Raw genomic sequence first — 22,370 nt, forward strand, 5'->3', positions numbered from 1 at the left:
GGAACCAGTCACATGTCACATTTTCGTCCGATCAGTCGCACCTTTGTCGGTCGTGTCCTTGCAGGATCTGTTTTATCCCTGACCGTGGCGCTTGCCAGTGGTACGGCATTGGCCGACAGCACGGTATCGCTGCGCATTCTGGAAACCACCGATATCCATACGCATCTGGTCAATTATGATTATTATCGCGACGGCGAGTCTGACACGGTTGGTCTGGCGAAGGTCGCGACCCTGTTGAAAAATGCCCGGGGCGAAGCGGAAAATGTCGTTCTGATTGATAATGGCGACCTGATCCAGGGCAACCCGCTTGGCGATTACATGGCCAAGCGCCACGGCCTGAAAGAGGGCGAGGTCCACCCGGTTTACAAGGCGATGAACCTTCTGGGCTATGACGCGGCCAATATCGGCAATCATGAATTCAACTATGGCCTCGATTTCCTGGGCAAAAGCCTTTCGGGTGCCAAGTTCCCCTATGTCAGTGCCAATGTCTTTGCCGATGACGGTGACGCTGATGCAGAAAATGACAAACCGTATTTCCAGCCTTATGTGATCCTTGATCGTGAATTTACCGATAGCGACGGCAAAAAGCACAAGGCGAAGGTTGGTGTGATCGGGTTCGTCCCGCCGCAGATCATGCAGTGGGACAAGGCCAATCTCGAAGGGCATGTCGTGACCAAAGACATCGTCGACATGGCCAGAAAATATGTACCGGAAATGCGTGAAAAGGGTGCGGATATCGTGATTGCGGTGCCGCATTCCGGCCTGTCGACACTGGCGCGCGAAGGCATGGAGGAAAACGCGACCTTCTACCTGAGTGAGGTTGACGGCATTGATGCCATTCTGTTTGGCCATGCGCATACGGTATTCCCGTCCGATACCTATGCCGATATTGATGGTGTTGACCTTGCCAAGGGGACGATCAATGGTGTGGCCGCTGTCATGCCGGGCTTTTGGGGAAGCCATCTTGGCGTTATTGATCTGACGCTTTCGGTCAATGATGCCGGGGAATGGAAGGTGACCGACAGCCTTTCGGAAGCACGTCCGATCTATCACCGCGAAGGGCGCGATATCACACCGTTGGTCGAAGCCGACCCGGAAGTGATCGAGGCGGTGAAGGAAGAACACGAGGCGACCATTGCGTATATGCGCGAAGGGGTCGGTACGACGGCTACCCCGATCAACAGCTTCTTTGCGCTGGTGGCGGATGATCCGTCAATCCAGATCGTGACCAATGCCCAGAAATGGTATCTGGAACGTATTCTGAAGGGATCGGAATATGACGGTATGCCGATCCTTTCGGCGGGTGCGCCGTTCAAGGCCGGTGGCCGCGGTGGCCCGGAATATTTCACCGACATCCCCGAAGGAAAGATCGCGCTTAAGAACGTGGCTGATCTCTATATCTATCCCAATACGTTGCGTGCGGTGTTGCTGAATGGGGCGCAGGTCCGCGAATGGCTTGAGATGTCGGCCGTGCAGTTCAACCAGATCGACCCGAACAGTAGCGAAGAACAGCCGCTGATCAACGAGACATTCCCGACCTATAACTTTGATGTCATCGACGGGGTCAATTACCAGATCGATGTGACACAGCCCGCGCGCTATAACGCATCGGGCGAGGTGGTGAACAAGGATGCGCACCGCATCATCAATCTGACCTATGACGGCAAGCCGGTTACCGAGGATCAGGATTTTGTCGTGGCGACCAACAATTACCGTGCAGGTGGCGGGGGCAATTTCCCGGGTCTTGATGGTTCAACCATCATCATCGAAGCACCGGATGAAAACCGCACGGTTCTGGCGAACTATATCCTTGAGGAAAAGGAAATCGATCCGAAGGCCGATGGCAACTGGAGCCTGGCCCCCATCGGGGAGGCATCCAAGGTTACGTTTGTCACCAGTCCCAAGGCATCGTCAGCTTTGAATGCGCCGGATAATATCAGCTTTGTCGGCGAGGACGAAAAGGGCTTTGCCCAATATGTCCTTCAGTCGAAATAGGACTGTGTCCGAAACAGAAAAAGCCGCCCATCGAAAGAGGGCGGCTTTTTAATTGGACGGGCGCGACGACCGTTAAGGTCAGCGACGGCCAAACTGTTACTTTTTGGGGCCGTGCGCCATATGCGGTGCATTCGGGCGACCCGGAACGTTCCGCGGGCCATCTTCGCGCGGGTTTTTGCCGTTCAGATAGGCGGCAGCGCAATGCTCGTCACAATAGGGTTTGCTCGGCACAGATTTCTTGCCGCAGAAATGGAAATCTTCATCGCCCGGGTCACCGAACGGCCAGCGGCACATGCCAGCACCGAGATCAAAGATGCTGATGCCTTTGCTCTGTACTTTCGGGGTGGGTGCCTTTTTGGGCTCGCTCTCTTCGGCGCGGCGCTGGATCGGGGAGGGGCGCTTGGGCAGGCCAAGGCGGTGTGCCTTGCCGACGACGGCGTTTTTGCCAACGCCCAGTTCTTCACCGATGCGTGCTGTAGTCCAGCCCTGATTCCAGAGCGAGGTCAGCAATTCAATCTTTTCCGGCGTCCAGCTCATTTCGAGTATATTCCGTGTTTCTTTGTCCGCCCGGTGGAAAATCCATAGGCAGGTGCTTATTGTCCGAAGTCAAACAGGGATACAGAGGTATCCGCTAATATCACGCGGCGCAAGGGTCTTAGCCATTTTTGACCAATCGGGGTCAGGTCGACGACCGGTTTGCTGCACGCGGAAAGATGCGCAATTTGCATGACAGCGCGTCAATGTAAAGGGGAGATCGTCATTTGACATGGTTTTTCGTTTCGGTTGTGGTCTTTATGGCGGGGCATATCGTGCCCGGACTTTTGCGTGGCGCGATCACGGCAAGGATCGGTCATACGGCCTATATCGTAACGTTCTCGATCATGTCGCTGTTCCTGTTGGGATGGGTGATTTATGAAGTGCAGCATGCAGACTTCATTGCGCTGTGGCCCTACGAAATCTGGCAAAATCATGTGACGCTGACGCTTATGCTGCCCGCCTGTATTTTGTGGGCAGCGGCGATTATTCAACCCTGTCCGCTGTCGATCGGGCGAAAAAAAGGATTTGATCCTGCTCATCCAGGGATCAACCGGTTTACTCGCCATCCGCTGCTTTTGGGCATGATGTTGTGGGGGCTTGGTCATATCCTGCCCAATGGCGATCTGGTGGCGTTCATGTTCTTTGGCGGGGCGACAGTTTTTGCCATTTCGGGGTTCTGGCGAATGGAAAAAATCCGCGCCCGGCATATGGAAGATGCGGAATATAAGGCAATCCTTGACGGGACTCGGCGGTTTGACCTGATGGGAATTGCCGAGGGGGCGTTTGGCTGGCGCGATATCGTGTTGGGGATCGGGCTTTATATCGTCATCCTGTGGGCCCATCCCCACGTGATCGGGGTTGATCCGTTAGCCGCAATTGGCGGCTGACCGGCGACTTCGGGCATCTTGAGCCTGCGCGAAGCGATGCAGAAAAACTCTCGGCAATGCTTGAAGTTCCGGAATATCATTGGGATACTGGGTCGCCAATTGTCCGCCCCGGACAGATTATTTCTGCGAGGTGTTATGACGTCTCCTGAACTTGCGACCAATCTTGCCCGTTTTGCCGAGATGGAAGGCCGCCACCCCAGACTGCTTCTGGCGACGGCATCGTCGGTGGAAGAATCCCATCACAAGCATGTCGCAACCCTGTTTGCCGATGGCGGGTTTGACGTTGATATCGCACCGAAAAATTCGGATGCACAATCGATTGCCCGTCAGGCGGTTGATTGCGATGCCGATATTCTGGTTCTGATCCGTTTGTCGCTGACGGCAGAAGACCGGGTGGGGGTGGCCGATGTGATATCGTCACTGGCCGCACTTGATGCGGAATATATCAAGTTCGGCATCGTCGGGAAAACCGATGACCCGGCGCGCGACAATGTTGATTTCGTCTTTGATCTTGAACATCTCGGAACGGATGATTGCGAGGCGCTGGTCGGTTACATCCTTGAGATTGAAGAAGACCGGGTTGCGCAACATATATAACGGACCCGGATCGTGGTTCTGGCCCGTTCCGGCGGATTTGAGGCAATGATTTTGAAACCCTTTGGGGGCATAATGGTTGCCTTGCGGTAAAGCCAATCAAACCATAGCGGGAATGATGAATGGGAATGCTAAAGGAGACGCTGCTGCGCGTTTTCGTTGGAAAACGCGGACGGGAGGCCCTTAAGGCCTATAGCGATGCGCAGTCCCTGCAACTGAATGATCCCGATATGGCGGTCCGCACCGCAGCCCAGGCCAAACAGGCACGCAGGATCGAAGACCGTGCGATGGCATATCAGGAAAGCGGCATGTCCTTTGACGAGGCCCGGGCCCAGGCACTGGCAGAGACCCTGACAGAATCATCAAGTGATCCGCAGGCTGCGATCCTGAAGGCACTGGAAGAAGCCGATGCCAAGGTCGGCAAAAAGAAAAGCCGGATGCCGACCGCCGCCGATGATCAGCGCGCCAAGCTGATTTCCGAGGCGCTCAGCGCGATGCGCAACAAGCAGGAAGACCTTGACAAGCTTGACCCGGAACTGCGTGCCAAGCTGACCCTGATGGCGGTCGGCGCGCTTATGGGCGGCCCACCGACCAAACAGTAATGGTAGTAACCGATCTCTTTGCGCGTACAGCGATCCAAATCTCCTAGTGGAAAATATTGCGATGAAGACCCGTCGTGAGCTGGCAATATTCCGGCTCGTTATCGGCGGTCAGGAAGCCGTGGCGGATAAGGAAATCGATGATTACCAGCGCACAGTTGAATTTGAAATCGAAACTGCCGCGAACGATTTTGGCCACCTCGTCTAATGGCAACAATTCAAAACGCTCGACCTCGCCATCGGCACATTGCGGGACGAAATCGGCGGGTAGTTCCAGATCGTAATTGACCATCACGTCGGGTTTGAGCCCTTCGTTGGTTTCGTACAGATAGGAAATGGTGCCGACCGGTTTCAGATGCCGGGCAAGGGTTTCGGGAATGGCGGCTTCTTCGGCGCATTCCTTGATCATGTTTTCAAGGAAGCCCAGACCGGCGGGCTGACCACCGGCGACCATGTTATCAAGCATGCCGGGATAGGTCGGTTTGTCCTTGGCGCGATGGGCAACCCACATATGGATGTCGTTGCCCTTGCGCACATAACCGTTCATATGCACGCCCCAGGACCGGAACCCGAAATAGGGCATGGCGGATCGGTCAAGCTGGCATAGGGGATCATGGCCCAGTGTCGGTCGGATATCGAACCGTTCACCATGGAGGCGACGGATCACACCCTTGTCGCGCAATGCTCTGGTCGTGGTATCAAGCACGCGGTTGCGGTCCTCAAGGGTTGCAATATGCGGCGCAAAACAGAATTCACCATTGTCGTCGCGCATAAAATCGGACCCAAGCGATACAAGGGCGGAGGCGAAGTCCGGACGTAGCGCCCCCATCGACATTCCGTTGATGCGGAACGGCACATAACGCGCCGGATTGGCGTTGTTGCAGGCTTTGATGTGGTCAAGATAGGTCAAGGCGGGCTCCCGGTTGGGGCGCGCTGCAACACGATCATGTTGCAGCGCCGCCACCCGAACAGACTAAGCGCCCAAGGCCTAAGCGCCAAGTGCCGAGTTGGAATATCCCTTTTCCGAGGTCAGGACCGTATTCACGTGCACGATCTGACGCAGGCAGCGCGCGATATGTTCGGCAACTTTGGTTTCAAGCTGCTGGATCTGGATATCGATCTGCAATTCGCTGAAACCGGCATGGCTGTCGGCGACGGTGGAATGCCAGCTGGCGGGGACAAGATTGCGTTTCGAAAACAGTTCAAGCACACGCGGCATCACATCGGGTTCTGCGGCGGCGTGAACGGCGAAACAATAAACGGATTTGGTCGGCTGCGCGCTTTCAAGCGGCGCGAGAAAGGCATGATCGGTCATGACAATGCACACACATTTTCATTGTATCCAATAGGCGAAAAGACACGTCCCGGGGTCCTCAGACCACCGGGCTGGTAATTCGCGTAATGGCAACGATGAAAAGGCGGCGGTTGTTCATGAAAATGTTCTTGAACGTTCGGGGCCGTTATCCCGGATGGCTAACGGCCGATTAAATGACGAAGCGCGTTATAAAAAGATCAGAGGATCAGAAGCGATGCAATCAGAGCCAGAATGGTACCAGCAAACAGGATTTCCATCGAACGGGCAATCTGCTGTTCACGGGCAACGGCGATAGCAACGGCTTTGCGCTTATTCATCATTTTTACTCCGTCTTATGACAGGTATCTTTCAATGCACCGCATGGCGCACTGATGAAATATATGCAGGCATATGGTCGCGATACAAGTGCTGTCCTTTGAAAATCGTCAAAAAACTTTCAACCTGATGGAAAAAGCCAGCTTTTCTGTATCGAATTTGGTCACAAATAACCAAGGGTTGATGGTGCACCGCATAAAAACATCAGAATCGGGAGGCCGGACTGGCTCAGTTGCTGCCGATTCCCACGATACTGCGATGCTGCGCCGCGACGCTGGTCCCGCTGACGGTGGTTTGATAGTCGGCAATCGGGCGGGGATGACCGAACTTGTATCCCTGAACCGCATCGCAATCATGGGCCGTCAGGAAGGCGACCTGATCCTCGGTTTCGACGCCTTCGGCGATAACTTCGAGTTTGAGGTCGCGGCCCAGATTGATCACGGCACGGACAATCGCCACGGCCTGTTCGCTTGCCATCAGCCGTGCGATAAAGGATTGATCGATCTTGATACGGTCGACCGGGAAGTTTTGCAGGGTTGCGAGTGACGAATAGCCGGTCCCGAAATCATCCATCGCAATCCGAACGCCAAGAGCCTTGATTTCGGTCAGGATTTTCCGCGAACGGGAAGCATTGTGGATCAGGGCCGTTTCGGTGATTTCCAGCTCAAGCCGTTCCGGAGCCAGCCCGGTATCATCAAGGATACCGGCGACTGTCTGGGCCAGATCAAGGTTCTGCAACTGAACTGCAGACAGATTGACCGCGATACCAAGCGGGTTGGTCCAGGTTACGGCCTCTTCGCAGGCCTTGCGCATAACCCATTCACCAAGCGGATTGATCAGGCCGGTTTCCTCGGCAATCGGGATGAAGCGCGATGGCGGTACCTGGCCGAGTTCGGGGTGATGCCAGCGCAGCAATGCCTCGAAACCAATGATCTTGCTGCTGTGGGCGTTGCATTGGGGCTGATAATGCAGTTCGAGTGCATTTTCATCCATGGCATGGCGAAGAGCACCGGAAAGCTGACGTTTGTAACGGTATTCATCATCCATTTCCGGCGAGAAGAATACCAGATGATTGCCGCCGCCCTGTTTGACTCGGTACATCGCCAGATCCGCGTGGAACATGATACTTTCGATATCATCGCCATCATCAGGGAAATGCGCGATGCCGACACTCGCAGCGATCCGGGCCGAATTGCCGGGATTGATAAACACGGGAACGCTCAGACAATCAAGAAGCGCCTGTGCCTTGTTCTGTGCGGTTGCGATCATGGTGGCCGGGTTGGGATTGTCATGCATGATCAGGGCAACGAATTCATCCCCGCCGACACGGGCAAAAATCACGTTATCCTCGATCAGTTTGCCGATCCGTTCGCCGACTTCACGAAGCGCATGATCACCTGCGATATGGCCATAGGTGTCGTTCAGTTCCTTAAAATGATCAAGATCGATACATAGAACCGAAACCGGATTTCCGGTGACGCGCGACTGTTCGAGTGCCAGCGCAAGACGATCATGGAAAGTTGCCCGGTTCAGAAGCTTGGTCAGGGCGTCATGTTCCGCCAGATAGCGGATATGGCGTTCCGCTTCGTAACGTTCGCGCAAATCGCGAAGGGCATAAATCACCGCATCTTCGGAAAATTCGTCGGCGGGCAGATCGCGGCGAATAACTTCAACCGGGATCGTATGGCCGGGACTGAGCGCCAGACTGGTTTCGATGTAATGTTCGGCCCCGTCGCGGAATGCCGGAGAGGTATCTGGCAGCCATGTATCGATAAAATTGACACCCGATATTGTTGCTGTTTCGCCCTTGATCATCTTCAGGAAGCTGTGATTGGCATCAACGATAATACCGTTCTGGGTCATTACCAGTGCCTCGATCGCGGAATCGCCAAAGATGCGCATCCGCGCTGACGCATTTTCGCGCAATTGCCGGTCAATCATCGCCATGACAAAGCCAATCCCGATGACAAGGGTGGCAACCATGGCAACGGCAAGCGCCAGACTGCTTTGTGAAATGATCTGTGCCGGGACGGGGATGGTCGGATCCGGAGTAATGATCAATGCGCCCATGGCGCTGAAATGCATGGTGACAATGGCAATGGTCAGCCCGATTTTGCCATAGGTCTTTTCACGCCCCGTCTGTGCCTTTCCCGCAATCAGCAGCGTGATCATACCAAATGCAGCCCCCATCAGAATGGCCGCGAAGACAATGTCCATGTGCCAGCTTATGACACCTGGAACACGCATTGCAGCCATCCCGGTGAAATGCATTGCCGAGATACCCAGTCCAACGACAAGACCACCGACCAGACGTGCCGGAACAAGGTTTTGTGTCGCGATTCCGGGAATGGTAAAGCCGATGAAGGTTGCAACAATCGCAATCAAAAGCGACAGGATGGTCAGGCCGGGATTATAGCCAACCGGCAAAACCGGATCGTAGGCCAGCATTGCAACGAAATGGGTGGCCCAGATTGCACAACCGGTAACCACACCGGTCAGGAACAGCCAGCTCAGTTTTTGCTGAAGGCGTCCAACGCATGCGCGGCTATAAAGGTTAAATGCCGTATGTACCCCGCCAAGGCACAATAGGACGGCAATCAGAACCAGCCACGGGTCATGCTGTGTGGTCAGGCAATCGAGAACTCTGTACATCCACTCGCCGTTCGGAAATCTGTCGTGGGGGATGATCGTTAAATATCAGCTTACAAAGAGATTATCTAATGTAATTCTGGTTATCATGATCATGAACCTGTCGAGCGTGCGTTTTTTTAATGCTACTATGAAACATAGGTACGACGCACACGCGCAACCAGACTTGAAGACAAATGAATTAAATGTTCCGCCTAGCGAATGACGAGGTCGGTGATGCCGATTTCTCGAGCCAGTTGCCCCGGTCGGGTAAAGGTTACCTCGCCGCGATAGGTACCTGCGGGCCAACGATCACCGGGGCGGTTGATATTGACGTAAAACCACTTGGCGCGCGGGCCGTTATCATTTTCAACATTGATGGTGAAATCACGATGGCCGCCGATGCCGTTCGGGCCATCCATACGCAAGCGGATGACATCGCCATTGGCCGCCCCAATCAGATAGGCCCAGAAAAACAGGCCGGGGCTTGAGGCAGGCAGTTCGCTGCTTTTGCCATAACCGCGCTTGATATCGGTGGCATTGGGTTTGGCCGACGAAAATCCCGACGCATAAAGCGTTATGGCGCGATAGGACATCTGTTCCTGTGCGGCTTCGGTCCAGAGAATGGCGTTATTGGCGTTGCAGTCCTGTGGGGCGACGGCGCCCATTGGCGTGCCGCTGAACGGATCGATCAGCTGGTTATCCTTGCGCAGGTTGAAATGCAGATGCGGGAAGGTGGCCTGCCCGGACATGCCGATCAACCCGATTGTCTGGCCGCGTTCGACCGTATCGCCTTTTTTTACCGCTAGCGATCCGCGGCGCAGATGACAATACTGGCTTTGCCAGCCATCTTCATGGTTGATCAGAATGCCGTTGCCGCATTCAATCCCCTTAAGCGCATCCCCGACCAGTCGACCTGCGTCGATATCCTCGACCCCGTCACGGGTTGCGATCACGGTGCCGGCGGCGACCGCGTTGACCGCGACCCCGCCAATCATGGTGGCTTCGTCGGGAATGGAAAAATCGGTGCCGCGATGACCTTCATAGGTGGTTGTACCACACGCAAAATCACGAATTTCAGGGCCGGGATCATGGTCGACATAATGGACCACATCACACTGGCCATACGGGCAATCAACCGGCAGATCAAAAGGCGGGCCATCAGCACGGGCGATGGTCGCGAACGGCACGAGGATCAGAACCCCGAATAAAACTGCCGCAATACGTCCTGTCGCCTGCCCCATCAAATCCTCCTGCCGGTGCCCTGTGCCGCCGGTTTTGAAACCGCTTATGACAGGACTGCTTCGTCACACATCCTTCATCTAACATAATGGTGATGGACTTGCGATGGGCAAGGTACTGTATTGTTTCAATATCATCGACTATGACCATAAAGACACAGTCGCCACCACCACCATGGCATTTGGCAGGAACATGATGGATCAACAGGCCGGGCTTTTAAGGTTGGGCATCTTTGCCGCCATCCTTGTCATCATGACAATCTGGGAGGCATTCGTACCCTATCGTCCGGCTGGCGGGCTTCGCAATCCGGGGCGTTGGCTGACCAATTTCGGTTTGCTGTTGATGGGGGCTGCGCTCAGCCGGTTTACCGTCGGTGCGGCGATGATTGCTGCGGCTGTTCTGGCCGGGCAGCAGGATTGGGGTGTGATCAATCAAGCCGAGAATCTGATTGGCCTACCCGCATGGCTTGGCGGCTTGATTGCAATCGTTGCACTTGATTGTGTGATATACTGGCAGCACCGCCTTACGCATATCGTGCCGTTTTTTTGGCGGTTTCATCGGGTGCATCATTGCGATATCGAATTTGATGTCTCGACCGCCGTTCGGTTCCATCCGTTCGAAATTGTAGCATCAGCGATTTATAAATCGGCTTTTGTGATCCTGCTGGGGGCGGATCCATGGGCGGTGGTGATTTATGAAAGCATGCTAAGCGGGTTTGCGCTGTTTAATCACGGCAATGTTCATTTGCCTGGCGGGTTTGACCGGTTATTGCGCCGATTGATTGTAACGCCCGATATGCACCGGGTCCATCATTCCAGCCTGATGCGTGAAACCAACAGCAATTACGGAAATATCCTGTCGGTGTGGGATCGGCTGTTTGCCAGCTATGTCGATCACACGCAAACCAATGATCATGACATGCAGATCGGACTTGAAGATTTTCGCGACAAACGCAGCCAAAGCCTTTGGGCGGTGTTGTGGATGCCATTTCGCCGGTCTTGATGGGATCGCCGCTTATTCCCCGACGATCCCGCGTACGACCATGGCGGATGCCACCAGCGACCGGCGGCCATCATCCTTGCCTCCCAGATAGGACCGTTCGGTGGCGGTACGCAGTTGGTGGGCCAGTTCCGGATCAAGATCGTTAAAGAAATCGCGGATCAGGCTGTGTGCCCCCAGAAGCGACTGCCAGTAATCTTCGAAATCCAGAAAATCCATGCGGATCGACAGGGTCGCGGTATCGACATCACGCAACCCGGCATCCGACCAAAGATCAAACAGCGCGTCTTCGCTTTGATAGGGGATGTCGAAAATCCTGCTGCGTAATTCATCGCCGGCCGGATAGGCGATTACGGCCGCGGCGTCGAGAAACAGGCGGATAAAGGATAATCCCCCGGCACGATCCCAGACGCTTGCTGCAATCCGCCCGCCCGGTTTGGTGACGCGAACCATTTCCGAAACAGCACCCGCCGGACCTTCCAGATCGTTTAACAGCAATTGCGAAAAGGCGGTGTCAAAGCTGTCATCGCCAAAGGGCAGGTTGCTGGCGTCGCCGGTTTCAAAGCTGACATTCTCGGCAGCACTGAGAAGGGCTTCGGACAGGTAATCCGGGATCAGATCGACCCCGACAATCCGGGCCTTGGGATAGCGCGTGGCGGCAGCGAGTGTGAGGCTGCCGGTACCGCAGCCGACATCAATCAGCGCACCGCAAGAGGGTGCTGCAACGAAATCAAGGAAGCTGCGCGACAGGCGGCGGCTCCATCGGCCCATGGCGATTTCATAGATGTCGGCAGTGGTCGCATTCATGGACGTTTTCCGCAGTTTGTTGTTCTAAGAGGCAGTTTGCACCGTGACAGTGCAGGACGGAAGTCCCCATTTGGGCAATTCTGCGCGATATGGCAAGCCTGTGAAATTATCCTGTTCAACCAATTACCCATTGCCGAAAAAAGAAAACGCGAAATAATATTGCGAATGCTGCGACGCAAAAATAAATCAGAAGTCAGGCGCGGCGACCAGAAACAGGCAAGGAAAGTCAGGAAATGAGAGAGATGAACGGACTGGAAGGGCTGTATCTTGAGGATATCGAGATCGGCATGGTCGGAAGTTACGCCAAAACCGTGACGGAAACCGATATCGTGATGTTTGCCGGATTGTCCGGCGACACCAACCCGGTTCATCTTAATCAGGAATTTGCCGAAACCACGATGTTTGAAGGCCGTATCGCGCACGGCATGTTATCAGCCGGTTTCATTTCAACCGTGCTGGGTACGCGTCTTCCGGGGCCGGGTACGATTTACCTGTCGCAGAATTTGCAGTTCAAGGCACCGGTCCGCATCGGCGATACTGTGACCGCCAAGGTCACGGTGCGTGAAATCATCGTGCCCAAGCGCCGGGTGGTTCTGGAAACCAATTGTTATGTCGGTGATAAATGCGTGATCGCGGGCGAGGCCATGGTGATGGTGCCATCGCGCGCCGCGGCCTGACCACAATAAGATATCCTCAAAGAAAAGCAGGCGCGACGAACATCGCGCCAGCATCCGGATCAGGAAACCCCACAGGCAAGGGGAACGGGGCGGACTTTGCCCTAGGCGGTGACGCTGATCCGGCGTCTGATGGCGGTCAGTAGGCCGACCACGGCGAAACATCCGACAAGCATGCCCATATCGTGATAGATCGCGCGGTATCCAAACGCATCCACCCATGGCTGGCTGATCAGCGGGGATAGAAACTGGCCGATAAAGATGCTGGCCGTCAGCACCCCGGCAACGCGACCACGGATGGATGGCGGGGCGACAGCCATGGCGCCGGCCATCATGTTCGAAATCACCATGCCCAATCCCAACCCGGTCAATCCGATGGAACCGGCAATGCCGAAATAATCCTGGGTCAGGGCGATCAGGTTCATGCCCACTGCCATGATGCCAAAACCAATGGCAAACAGGGCCGGGATGGTAAAGTGACGCCGTAGGCGACCGTAATTCAGCGATGCAATCGCCGATGCCAGTGGCAAGAGGCCCATGGCAAGACCGGTGCCGCTGGCGGGCGCAATGCCGAGTTTTTCGATATAGAACGGCATCTGGGTCGGGATCAGGTAGAAGGCCGTGCTGTTAAGGGCGGCGATCAGGCAGAATAATGCGACCAGCAGAATATCGCGCCGGGTGACGTCATCTGCGGGAACGTGTCCAGGTTCGTGCCGGACCGGTTCGGGTTCATACAATACTTTCAGAACCGCCGGGATCAGCAGGAAGGCAATGGCATAGACCGCAAAGGGACTACGCCAGTGCAGTTCGGTCAAAACACCGCCGCCGGCAATAAAAACCAGCCCGCCAAGCCCGGTGAAGGCGACCTGATATCCCATGAAACGGTCGCGCATATCACCGCTGAAATAATCGCCGACAAGGGCGGTGGCGGTGGTCATGGTTCCCGCAACCGCAAGACCAAGCAACGCCCGACCGATCAGAAGGCCAGACAGGCTGTCGGCAAACAGGCCCGATGCCCCTGCTGTCCCATAAAGCAGAAGCGACACCAGAAGCAGCGGTTTGCGCCCGATCCGATCCGCAATTGCCCCGGCAAAGGGCGCACCGATGGCAACGAACAGGCCAGGCAGGGTCAGGACAAGGCGGCTGAGCATCACGACATTTTCATGATTGGCAAAGCGGGCTTCGATCCCCGGAAGCGATGTCGCGATCAGCGCGCCCGACATGATCGTCAGCGACGCCAGAAGCAGCATGGTGATCCGGATCGAAAGGCTTGGTGTTTCGGTTGGCATATCTTGCTGGCGTGTCTGGGGCTGGTCAGTCACAGGGCAGTCTCCGATCGGGTTGATTGGCGCGAGGCAGGCCGGGGTTCCGTGTGGTGGTGCAAGAGGTTCTGATCGCTTACCGGTATTGGTTGAAACCCCTTTGTCGGGGGGGGCGTGACAATGATCCTGCATCCTGAAGTAAAGTTGAGGTCAAGGGGTAAAACAGCGCGATTTTTTAAAAATCTGCGACCCCAATGATCCGGGCGCATAGCAGTAGCCAGACGCTTTTTGTCGGAAAAGTCTTTACGCTTCGGGCTTGCGCGCTTTATAGCTGCCCGCTGGACTGTGCGGATATGCGATCTGCCGGCATGATGACGAGCAAAAAAGAGAGACCGGCGCGGATGCGCGTTTTTCGATCTTTTGACAATCTGGGTAATGACGCGCGTGACGCGGTTGTTGCGATTGGCAATTTTGACGGCCTTCATCTGGGCCATCAGACGTTGCTTGATCATGCGCGCAAGATCGCTCGCGATCTGAATGCACCGCTGGGCATTCTGACGTTCGAACCTCATCCCCGGATGCTGTTCCGCGCAGGCGAACCCGAATTCCGTCTGACATCGGCCGATGACCGGATTACGGCGGCGTCCGATCTGGATATCGATCTGTTTTTCGAAGCCGAGTTTAATCGCGATTTTGCCGCCATGAGCGCCGAAGAGTTTATCGAACGCATTCTGGTAAACGGGCTTGGTGTGCGCCATGTCGTTGTCGGTTGGGACTTCTGCTTTGGCAAGGGCCGGGCGGGAAATGTCGATCTGCTGCGTGAAATCGGCGAAAAATCCGGTTTCGGGGTGACGGCGATCGAGGCGGTTACGCATGATAACGGAATTATCTATTCCTCGACCGCGATCCGGCAGGCGTTGCGTGAAGGCCGCCCGCAGGATGCGACCCATTTGCTGGGGCGCCCGTGGGAAGTTGCCGGTGTGGTGATCAAGGGCGATCAGCGCGGTCGGACGATTGGTTTCCCGACCGCGAATGTCGCACTTGGCAATCATCTGCGTCCGAAATTTGGTGTTTATGCCGTCGAGCTTGGCCTGATATCGGACGAAAATGATGAAACCGTCGAACGCTGGATCGACGGAGTCGCAAATATTGGTGTGCGCCCCAGCTTTGGCGGGGATGCGGATGCCGGGCTTGAAGCCCACCTGTTCGATTTCGATCAGGACATCTATGGCCGTCGCGTTCGCGTGCGTTTGCACGGCTTTATCCGGGGCGAACAGAAGTTCGATGGGCTTGACGCACTGAAAGCCCAGATCGCCGCGGATGTGATTGCCGCCAAAGAGATTCTCGGCAAGATTTGAAATTGTTGTCGAACCCGTTATGATCCGCGCGCCTTTACGGGGGCAGCCAGTATCACCGGGGGTTCGCCCTTGTAATTTGTTTAAAGACGACAGGACCGTCACGATGAGTGTCGAATACAAAAAGACCGTTATCCTGCCCAAGACCGATTTTCCGATGCGGGCGGGTTTGCCAAAGATGGAGCCCACCCTGCTGGAACAGTGGGCGAAAGAGGACCTCTATGGCAAAATTCGCGGTATTTCGGCGGATCGTGAAATGTTTGTCCTGCATGATGGTCCGCCCTATGCCAACGGCCACCTGCATATTGGCCATGCGCTGAACAAGATCCTGAAAGACGTGATCACCCGTTCGCAGCAGATGATGGGCAAGAACGCGGTTTATGTTCCGGGCTGGGATTGCCACGGCCTTCCGATCGAATGGAAGATCGAAGAACAGTACCGTGCCAAGGGCAAGAACAAGGATGATGTTCCTATCGCCGAATTCCGCAAGGAATGCCGCGAGTTCGCCCAGAAATGGCTTGATATCCAGCGCGAGGAATTCAAACGTCTTGGCGTGATGGGCGACTGGGACAATCCCTATGTCACCATGGATTACAAGGCCGAGGCATCTATTGCCCGTGAACTTGGCAAATTCCTGATGAACGGTTCGCTCTATATGGGCTCGAAGCCGGTCATGTGGTCGGTGGTTGAAAAGACCGCGCTGGCCGAGGCCGAGGTCGAATATCACGACCATACCAGCAAAACGATCCATGTCCGGTTCCCGGTTGTTTCATCCAAGGTTGATGCCCTCTCCGATGCGACGATCCTGATCTGGACGACGACCCCATGGACGATCCCGGGGAACCGCGCGATTTCGTATGGGGCCGAGATCGACTATGTCGTGATCGAAGTGACCGAAACCGCCGAGGAAGCCTGGGCCAAGGTCGGCGAGAAAATGGCGATTTGTGCCGATCTGGTCGAAGACGTTTGCAAAAACGGCCGCATCACCGGGCATAAGGTTGTCGGCAATTTCAAGGGTTCCGACCTTGAAGGCACCGTTGCCGCCCATCCGTTCCGCGGTGAGGGTTATGAATTTGATGTGCCGCTTCTGGCCGCGGATTACGTCACGACCGATACCGGTACCGGCTTTGTCCATACCGCGCCGACGCACGGCCCGGACGATTACCAGACCGGTCTGAAATATGGTCTTGAAGTGCCGGAAATGGTGGATGGCGACGGGGCTTATTACCCGACCGTGCCGCTGTTTGCCGGTAAACGCATCTATGATGAAAACGGCAAGGAAGCCGATGCCAACGAAGCGGTCATTGCCAAGCTGATTGAGGTTGGCGCGCTGTTGTCGCGCGGCCGTCTGAAGCACTCTTATCCGTGCTCCTGGCGTTCCAAAGCTCCGATCATCTATCGCACCACGCCGCAATGGTTCATTTCCATGAAGGATAATGACCTGCGTGAAAAGGCGCTCAAGGCGATTGATGAAACCCGCTTCGTGCCGGAAGCTGGTCGCAACCGTTTGCATTCGATGATTGCCAACCGCCCGGACTGGTGCGTTTCGCGCCAGCGTGCGTGGGGTGTACCGATTACGGTGTTCATCAATAAAAATACCCGTGAACCGCTGCGTGATCAGGGTGTACTTGACCGCGTCTACGAAGCATTCTGTGCCGAAGGTGCCGATGCGTGGTTCACGCGCGATGCGCAATATTTCCTGGGCGACAAATATGATGCCAAGGATTTCGAACAGGTCACCGACGTTCTTGACGTCTGGTTTGATTCCGGTTCGACCCATGCCTTCGTTCTCGAAGAACGTCAGGACCTGAAATGGCCGGCTGATCTTTATCTTGAAGGCTCGGATCAGCATCGCGGCTGGTTCCATAGCTCTTTGCTGGAATCGTGCGGAACGCGCGGTCGTGCTCCGTATGACGCGGTTCTGACGCACGGTTTCGTTCTGGACGGCGAAGGCCGCAAGATGTCCAAGTCGCTTGGCAACGTCATTGCCCCCCAGGACATCATCAACAAGCTTGGTGCTGATATCCTGCGTCTTTGGGTGGTCAGTTCCGACTATCACGATGATCTGCGCATCAGTCACGAAATCATCGAACGTCATTCGGACATCTATCGTCGCCTGCGCAATACGCTGCGCTTCCTGCTGGGCAACCTTGATGGCTTTACCGAGGCGGAAAAGGTTGCGGATAACGAATTGCCGGAACTGGAACGCTGGGTTCTGCATCGTCTGAGCAAGCTTGACGATCTGGTGCGTAAAACCACGGCGGATTATGATTTCCATACGATGTTTATCGAGCTGCATAACTTCTGCGCGCTTGATATGTCGGCCTTCTATCTTGATATCCGCAAGGACGCGCTTTATTGCGACGCGCCAAGCAGTGCCAAACGTCGTGCGGCACGTACGGTTATGGATCGCGTATTTGACAGTCTGGTGCGCTGGCTGGCACCGGTTCTGTGCTTTACCGCGGACGAGGCATGGCGCGCACGTTATGGTGCGGACAGTTCGGTCCATTCCGAAACCTTCAACACGGTTTCGGATGGCTGGAAGAACGAGGCACTGGCTGCCAAGTGGGAAAAAATCCGCAAACTGCGTCGTGTCGTGACCGGGGCACTGGAACTTGAACGTGCGGAAAAACGTATTGGCGCAAGCCTTGATGCCGCGCCAAAGGTCTATGCGACAGCGGAATATGTCGAAGCGCTTAACGGCCTTAATCTTGCCGAAATCGCCATCACATCTGATGTCGAACTGATCACTGGCGATGCGCCCGAAGGGGCCTATACCCTCGAGGAAGTCGCAGGCGTTGGTGTGGTTCCGGCATTGGCCGAGGGCGAGAAATGCGAACGTTGCTGGCAGACCCTGCCGGAAGTTGGCAGCCATCCGGTGCACAAAACCGTGTGCCTGCGCTGTGCCGATGCCGTAGATGAAATGGGGATCGAGGCCGCCGAATAAGGCGGCCCTTTTCCGGTCCGGGTCTTTCCATCCGGAAGACCTTGTTCAGGCAAGACAGAAAGAGTGTTGATGAAACATCGTGCCTTTGTCTTTGGACTGGTTGTTATTGCGGTGGTCTTTGCCGTCGACCAGTGGACCAAGCAGCTTGCGATTGACGGATTGTCAAACCCGCATCGCGTGATCGAAGTCACTCCGTTCATGAATTTCCTGCTGGCATGGAACAGCGGCGTTTCGTTCGGCCTGTTTCAGGGGCAGGCGCCTTGGGTCATGATTGCGGCGACGGCAGCAATTACCATTGGTTTCCTGATCTGGATGTGGCGGACGCGGGACCGGTTGCTGGGTATTGCGCTGGCACTGGTGATTGGCGGGGCGGTTGGCAACCTTGTTGACCGGTTGCGTCACGGGGCGGTAACCGACTTTATCGACATGCATGTTGCAGGTTATCATTGGCCGGTTTTCAATATCGCTGACAGCGCAATTACGATTGGTGCAGTCCTGCTGTTGATCGATTCCCTGTTTGGCGGTAAAAAATCATCCAGGTAATTTTTGATCCGGCATTTCGATGCCGGAGACTGAGTGGTAAAGAGGCATCAATGGCCCGGAAACTATCGACATCGATTTTCAAAGTTGCGCTGCTGGGCGGGTTGGCACTTGCCGTGTCCGGTTGTGAATCAACGCGTGAAACGTTCGGTCTGAACAAAACGGCCCCGGACGAGTTTCAGGTTGTTTCCCGTGCACCGCTGAGCCTGCCGCCTGATTTCACACTGCGTGTTCCCGAACCGGGCGCACCACGCCCTCAGACCGGTACGACCACCGATCAGGCGCGTCGTATCCTGACTGGTGAAGATCCCGATGCGGTCAAGCGCGATATCACCGATGGCAATCGCAGCCAGGGGCAGATCGCCCTGCTGTCGCAGTCGGGCGCGCAATATGCCGATCCGGCAATCCGCACCACGGTTGATCGTGAAACCTCGATCTTTATCGAAGAAAGCGACAGCGTCGTCGACAAGCTGATCTTCTGGCAGGACAAGCCGGAATTCGGTACTCAGGTCGACGCCGAAGCCGAAGCCAAACGCATCCGGGATCAGCAGGCATTGGGTGAGTCGGTTTCCGAAGGTGAAACACCGGTCATCGAACGCCGTCAGAAAGGCTGGCTGGAAGATATTTTCTAGAGCGTGACGGTCACATTCCGGTGAAATTTTCCGGAAATAGAACAAAATTCGAATTATGGCAGGGCGCGGTCTTTCCGCGCCCTTGTTCTGTCATATTCAGTTCTTAATCAAAAACTTGTCCGTTGCCGTATAGATCAGGCACCCTGCCTGTTTCTGGCGATCCTGCTTATTGCATTGGGATGACATAATGACATTTCCGACCAGATCCCCGATTTCGTTGTTTGCGCGCGGGCCGATTGGCCTGCTTGCCGCAATTCTGATGATCCTGAGCCCCCATCTTGCCGGGGCGGCGGTTTTCAGTCCGCAAACCATGACCCTTGATAACGGCATGCAGGTCGTGCTGGTGGAAAATCACCGTGCCCCGGTCGTGACCCATATGGTCTGGTACAAGGTCGGTTCCGCCGACGAGACCGAGGGCGTATCGGGGATCGCCCATTTCCTTGAACATCTGATGTTCAAGGGCACCAAGGACATTGCCCCGGGTGACTTTTCCAAGATCGTTGCGCGCAATGGCGGCAATGATAATGCGTTCACTAGTTGGGATTATACCGGCTATTTTCAGAATATTGCCCGCGACCGGCTTGAAATGGTCATGAAAATGGAAGCCGACCGGATGCAGAATTTGCAGCTTACCGATGATGTGGTGCTGCCTGAACGCGACGTGATCATCGAAGAACGCAGATCACGGATTGATAACAATCCCGGTGCTTTGCTTGGCGAACAGATGCGTGCTGCCCTTTACATGGCCCATCCCTATGGCCGTTCGATCATTGGCTGGCTCAATGAAATGGAAACGCTCGGCACCGATGACGCGTTGGCGTTTTATCACAAATGGTATGCGCCCAATAACGCCATTCTGGTTGTCGCCGGCGACATCACCATGGATCAGCTTAAACCGCTGGCCGAAAAATATTACGGTGCCATCCCGGCAGGTGATGTTGCGACCCGTCACCGGGTCAAGGAACCGACCCAGCATGCCCCGCGCAAGGTAACGCTGACCGATCCGCGTGTCGGGCAGGCATCAATGTCGCGTTATTATCTGGCACCGTCCTATAACAGCGAAAATGCCGATCAGGCCGCCTCGCTTGAAGTGTTAAGCGAGATCCTTGGATCTGGCACGACCAGCCGGTTCTTCCGATCGCTTGTGGTTGATCAGTCGATTGCGACCAGTGCCGGAACGTTCTACGACCCGGTTGCGGTCGATTTGGCAAGCTTCGGGCTTTATGCCGTGCCTCGCGATGGTGTCGAACTGGCCGATCTTGAAAAGGCGGTTGATGCCGAAATTGCCAAGGTTGCCGAAAATGGCGTGACCGAGGAAGAACTGGCGCGCGCCAAGCAGAAGCTTCTTGATAGTGCAGTGTTTGCCCGTGATTCCCTGTCCGCGGCTGCCCGCACCCTGGGCGAGGCACTGGCGGTTGGTTTGACCGTTGATCAGGTGGAAAGCTGGCCAGACAGGATCAATGCCGTGACGATCGAGCAGGTCAATGCGGCCGCGAAATCCGTGTTTGACGACAAACGTTCCGTTACCGGCTGGTTGCAACCGCCCGAAGGCGGCCCGGTCAGCGGAATGCCGACCGCGCCGGTCACCGGCGAGCAGGAGGTGCATTGATCATGAGCTATATCGCAAAGAATATTCCGGTACTGAAAATGCGCAAAACCCTGCTGGGGCTGGCATCTGCCACCCTGTTGATGACGTCATTTGCAAGTCAGGCAAGTGCGGTCGAGGTACAGGAAGTCACTTCCGATGGTGGCATTACCGCATGGCTGATCGAAGATCACCTGAACCCGCTTCTGACGGTTGATTTCGCCTTCAAGGGGGCCGGTTCCGCAACCGACCCGGCGGGCAAGGGAGGGCTTGCCAATATGGTGTCGGGCCTGATCGATGAAGGGGCTGGTGCCATGGACAGCCAGACCTTCCGTACTGAAATGGAAGATCGGTCGATTAGCATTTCCTTTGATGCCGGTCGCGATGACTTTTCCGGGTCGATGGTGACGTTGACGCGTGAACGCGATACGGCGATTGACCTTTTGCGTCTGGCCCTGACCGAGCCGCGCTTTGATGACGAGGCGGTTGAACGCATCCGCGCACAGGTTATGTCGGGCTTGCGCCGGGCGGAAACCGATCCGGGTGATATTGCCGGAAAGGCGTTTTTCAAATCGATCTTTGGTGATCATCCCTATGCCAATCCGGTTTCGGGTACGATCGCATCGATCAGCAGCCTGAACGCCAATGATTTTCGTGAATTTGTCCGTCATGCCATGGCACGTGACAATCTGGTGATCGGGGTTGCGGGCGATATCACGGCCGAGGAACTCGGCCCGCTGCTTGACGAAGCCTTTGGCGGTCTGCCGGAAAAAAGCGACCTTCCGGCTATTCCCGAAGTCACGCCGAAATTTGGCGGGATTGAAGTGATCCAACAGGATATCCCGCAAAGCCAGGCAGTCTGGGGCCAGAAGGGCATTGCGCGCAAGGACCCGGATTTCTATGCCGCCTATATCATGAATTATATCCTTGGCGGCGGCGGTTTTTCATCGCGCCTGACCGAGGAAGTCCGTGAAAAGCGCGGCCTTGCTTACGGCGTTTACAGCTATCTGGCCGATATGGACAAGGCAGAGCTGATGACAGGCGGGGTTGCGACGCGCAACGACGCCATTGGTCAAAGTCTGTCGATCATTGGCGATGAATGGCAGAAAATGAAGGATAAGGGCGTGTCGCAGGAAGAACTCGATAACGCCAAGTCCTATCTGACCGGGGCCTTCCCGCTGCGCTTTACCAGCCTTGGCAATCTGTCGGGTATGCTGGTTGGCATGCAGATGCAGGATCTGGGCATGGACTTCCTTGATAAACGCAACAGCCTTGTCGAAGCCGTCACCCTTGATGACGTGAACCGGGTTGCCGGGGAACTGCTTGATCCGGCGAATGTTACCGTGACGGTGGTCGGCAAACCCGAGGGTGATCTGGCGTTTTAAGCCGATCCTGACGTTAAAATGTATAAAGCGCGGTGAAAGGCATTTCGCTGCGCTTTGTGCTTTGATAGGTTC

Annotated in this window: 19 protein-coding genes; 12 read left to right on the forward strand and 7 right to left on the reverse strand. The window is 55.5% G+C overall.

Going from position 1 to position 22,370, the window contains the following annotated elements:
• The first annotated feature begins 12 nt into the window (after positions 1-12).
• Entirely contained in the window at positions 13-1,995 is a 1,983-nt protein-coding gene (locus TH5_RS02725; RefSeq protein ID WP_114120565.1) for a bifunctional 2',3'-cyclic-nucleotide 2'-phosphodiesterase/3'-nucleotidase, read from the forward strand.
• A 96-nt stretch (positions 1,996-2,091) separates the two neighbouring features.
• Here the strand turns inward: TH5_RS02725 and TH5_RS02730 are convergent, their stop codons facing one another.
• Positions 2,092-2,532 (reverse strand): GcrA family cell cycle regulator, encoded by a 441-nt coding sequence (locus TH5_RS02730; protein ID WP_114120566.1) that lies wholly within the window; start codon positions 2,530-2,532, stop codon positions 2,092-2,094.
• Positions 2,533-2,756: 224 nt separating this feature from the next.
• Here TH5_RS02730 and TH5_RS02735 point away from each other — a divergent pair, with 224 nt between their 5' ends.
• The 3 genes from TH5_RS02735 (at position 2,757) to TH5_RS02745 (ending at position 4,615) form a co-directional block, all read left to right on the forward strand.
• Positions 2,757-3,419, forward strand: a complete 663-nt coding sequence (locus tag TH5_RS02735) for an NnrU family protein (RefSeq protein WP_114120567.1) — start codon at positions 2,757-2,759, stop codon at positions 3,417-3,419.
• A gap of 135 nt (positions 3,420-3,554) precedes the next feature.
• Positions 3,555-4,016, forward strand: coding sequence for a methylmalonyl-CoA mutase (locus TH5_RS02740; protein WP_114120568.1), 462 nt, complete (start codon positions 3,555-3,557; stop codon positions 4,014-4,016).
• Positions 4,017-4,135: 119 nt separating this feature from the next.
• Complete coding sequence (locus TH5_RS02745; RefSeq protein WP_114120569.1) at positions 4,136-4,615, forward strand: hypothetical protein; 480 nt, start codon at positions 4,136-4,138, stop codon at positions 4,613-4,615.
• Positions 4,616-4,658: 43 nt separating this feature from the next.
• Here the strand turns inward: TH5_RS02745 and TH5_RS02750 are convergent, their stop codons facing one another.
• From TH5_RS02750 to TH5_RS02765, 4 genes are all read right to left on the reverse strand, one after another.
• The gene (locus tag TH5_RS02750) at positions 4,659-5,522 is read right to left on the reverse strand and encodes an NUDIX hydrolase (RefSeq protein WP_114120709.1); all 864 of its coding nucleotides are present in this window, start codon (positions 5,520-5,522) and stop codon (positions 4,659-4,661) included.
• A gap of 78 nt (positions 5,523-5,600) precedes the next feature.
• Positions 5,601-5,927 carry a hypothetical protein gene (locus TH5_RS02755; protein WP_007090166.1) on the reverse strand — a complete coding sequence of 109 codons (327 nt, stop codon included), beginning with the start codon at positions 5,925-5,927 and terminating at the stop codon, positions 5,601-5,603.
• A 543-nt stretch (positions 5,928-6,470) separates the two neighbouring features.
• Complete coding sequence (locus TH5_RS02760; RefSeq protein ID WP_114120570.1) at positions 6,471-8,894, reverse strand: bifunctional diguanylate cyclase/phosphodiesterase; 2,424 nt, start codon at positions 8,892-8,894, stop codon at positions 6,471-6,473.
• A 191-nt stretch (positions 8,895-9,085) separates the two neighbouring features.
• Complete coding sequence (locus TH5_RS02765; RefSeq protein ID WP_114120571.1) at positions 9,086-10,114, reverse strand: M23 family metallopeptidase; 1,029 nt, start codon at positions 10,112-10,114, stop codon at positions 9,086-9,088.
• Positions 10,115-10,217: 103 nt separating this feature from the next.
• On the opposite strand from TH5_RS02765, the gene TH5_RS02770 reads away from it, so the two are divergent.
• A complete protein-coding gene (locus tag TH5_RS02770; RefSeq protein WP_244204801.1) occupies positions 10,218-11,114 on the forward strand; it encodes a sterol desaturase family protein in 897 nt (298 codons plus the stop codon).
• A gap of 12 nt (positions 11,115-11,126) precedes the next feature.
• Here TH5_RS02770 and TH5_RS02775 read toward each other — a convergent pair whose 3' ends face one another.
• Positions 11,127-11,918: a class I SAM-dependent methyltransferase gene (locus tag TH5_RS02775; protein ID WP_114120572.1), complete on the reverse strand. Its 792-nt coding sequence runs from the start codon at positions 11,916-11,918 to the stop codon at positions 11,127-11,129.
• A 242-nt stretch (positions 11,919-12,160) separates the two neighbouring features.
• On the opposite strand from TH5_RS02775, the gene TH5_RS02780 reads away from it, so the two are divergent.
• The gene (locus tag TH5_RS02780; RefSeq protein ID WP_114120573.1) at positions 12,161-12,595 is read left to right on the forward strand and encodes a MaoC family dehydratase; all 435 of its coding nucleotides are present in this window, start codon (positions 12,161-12,163) and stop codon (positions 12,593-12,595) included.
• A gap of 101 nt (positions 12,596-12,696) precedes the next feature.
• On the opposite strand, the gene TH5_RS02785 is transcribed toward TH5_RS02780, so the two are convergent.
• Entirely contained in the window at positions 12,697-13,914 is a 1,218-nt protein-coding gene (locus TH5_RS02785; protein WP_208638386.1) for an MFS transporter, read from the reverse strand.
• Positions 13,915-14,255: 341 nt separating this feature from the next.
• Here TH5_RS02785 and TH5_RS02790 point away from each other — a divergent pair, with 341 nt between their 5' ends.
• From TH5_RS02790 to TH5_RS02815, 6 genes are all read left to right on the forward strand, one after another.
• Positions 14,256-15,212 carry a bifunctional riboflavin kinase/FAD synthetase gene (locus tag TH5_RS02790; protein WP_167443444.1) on the forward strand — a complete coding sequence of 319 codons (957 nt, stop codon included), beginning with the start codon at positions 14,256-14,258 and terminating at the stop codon, positions 15,210-15,212.
• Positions 15,213-15,315: 103 nt separating this feature from the next.
• Positions 15,316-18,156, forward strand: a complete 2,841-nt coding sequence (gene ileS, locus TH5_RS02795) for an isoleucine--tRNA ligase (RefSeq protein ID WP_114120574.1) — start codon at positions 15,316-15,318, stop codon at positions 18,154-18,156.
• Positions 18,157-18,225: 69 nt separating this feature from the next.
• Complete coding sequence (gene lspA, locus TH5_RS02800; protein WP_097052062.1) at positions 18,226-18,699, forward strand: signal peptidase II; 474 nt, start codon at positions 18,226-18,228, stop codon at positions 18,697-18,699.
• 50 nt (positions 18,700-18,749) lie between these two features.
• On the forward strand, positions 18,750-19,328 hold the full coding sequence (locus TH5_RS02805) for a DUF3035 domain-containing protein (protein ID WP_062948159.1): 579 nt from the start codon (positions 18,750-18,752) through the stop codon (positions 19,326-19,328).
• A 187-nt stretch (positions 19,329-19,515) separates the two neighbouring features.
• A complete protein-coding gene (locus TH5_RS02810) occupies positions 19,516-20,937 on the forward strand; it encodes a M16 family metallopeptidase (protein ID WP_114120575.1) in 1,422 nt (473 codons plus the stop codon).
• Between the two features lie 2 nt (positions 20,938-20,939).
• A complete protein-coding gene (locus tag TH5_RS02815) occupies positions 20,940-22,298 on the forward strand; it encodes a M16 family metallopeptidase (protein ID WP_114120576.1) in 1,359 nt (452 codons plus the stop codon).
• Positions 22,299-22,370 lie beyond the last annotated feature (72 nt).

It is taken from the genome of Thalassospira xianhensis MCCC 1A02616 (genome assembly GCF_003326475.1).
Classification (GTDB): Bacteria; Pseudomonadota; Alphaproteobacteria; order Rhodospirillales; family Thalassospiraceae; genus Thalassospira; species Thalassospira xianhensis.

Coding starts and splice junctions, on each gene's coding strand:
- TH5_RS02770 (WP_244204801.1), top strand. CDS start 10,218: ATGGGCAAGGTACTGTATTGTTTCAATATCATCGACTATGACCATAAA.
- TH5_RS02765 (WP_114120571.1), bottom strand. CDS start 10,114: ATGGGGCAGGCGACAGGACGTATTGCGGCAGTTTTATTCGGGGTTCTG.
- TH5_RS02790 (WP_167443444.1), top strand. CDS start 14,256: ATGCGCGTTTTTCGATCTTTTGACAATCTGGGTAATGACGCGCGTGAC.
- TH5_RS02725 (WP_114120565.1), top strand. CDS start 13: ATGTCACATTTTCGTCCGATCAGTCGCACCTTTGTCGGTCGTGTCCTT.
- lspA (WP_097052062.1), top strand. CDS start 18,226: ATGAAACATCGTGCCTTTGTCTTTGGACTGGTTGTTATTGCGGTGGTC.
- TH5_RS02815 (WP_114120576.1), top strand. CDS start 20,940: ATGAGCTATATCGCAAAGAATATTCCGGTACTGAAAATGCGCAAAACC.
- ileS (WP_114120574.1), top strand. CDS start 15,316: ATGAGTGTCGAATACAAAAAGACCGTTATCCTGCCCAAGACCGATTTT.
- TH5_RS02810 (WP_114120575.1), top strand. CDS start 19,516: ATGACATTTCCGACCAGATCCCCGATTTCGTTGTTTGCGCGCGGGCCG.
- TH5_RS02755 (WP_007090166.1), bottom strand. CDS start 5,927: ATGACCGATCATGCCTTTCTCGCGCCGCTTGAAAGCGCGCAGCCGACC.
- TH5_RS02780 (WP_114120573.1), top strand. CDS start 12,161: ATGAACGGACTGGAAGGGCTGTATCTTGAGGATATCGAGATCGGCATG.
- TH5_RS02775 (WP_114120572.1), bottom strand. CDS start 11,918: ATGAATGCGACCACTGCCGACATCTATGAAATCGCCATGGGCCGATGG.
- TH5_RS02760 (WP_114120570.1), bottom strand. CDS start 8,894: ATGTACAGAGTTCTCGATTGCCTGACCACACAGCATGACCCGTGGCTG.
- TH5_RS02745 (WP_114120569.1), top strand. CDS start 4,136: ATGGGAATGCTAAAGGAGACGCTGCTGCGCGTTTTCGTTGGAAAACGC.
- TH5_RS02730 (WP_114120566.1), bottom strand. CDS start 2,532: ATGAGCTGGACGCCGGAAAAGATTGAATTGCTGACCTCGCTCTGGAAT.
- TH5_RS02805 (WP_062948159.1), top strand. CDS start 18,750: ATGGCCCGGAAACTATCGACATCGATTTTCAAAGTTGCGCTGCTGGGC.
- TH5_RS02740 (WP_114120568.1), top strand. CDS start 3,555: ATGACGTCTCCTGAACTTGCGACCAATCTTGCCCGTTTTGCCGAGATG.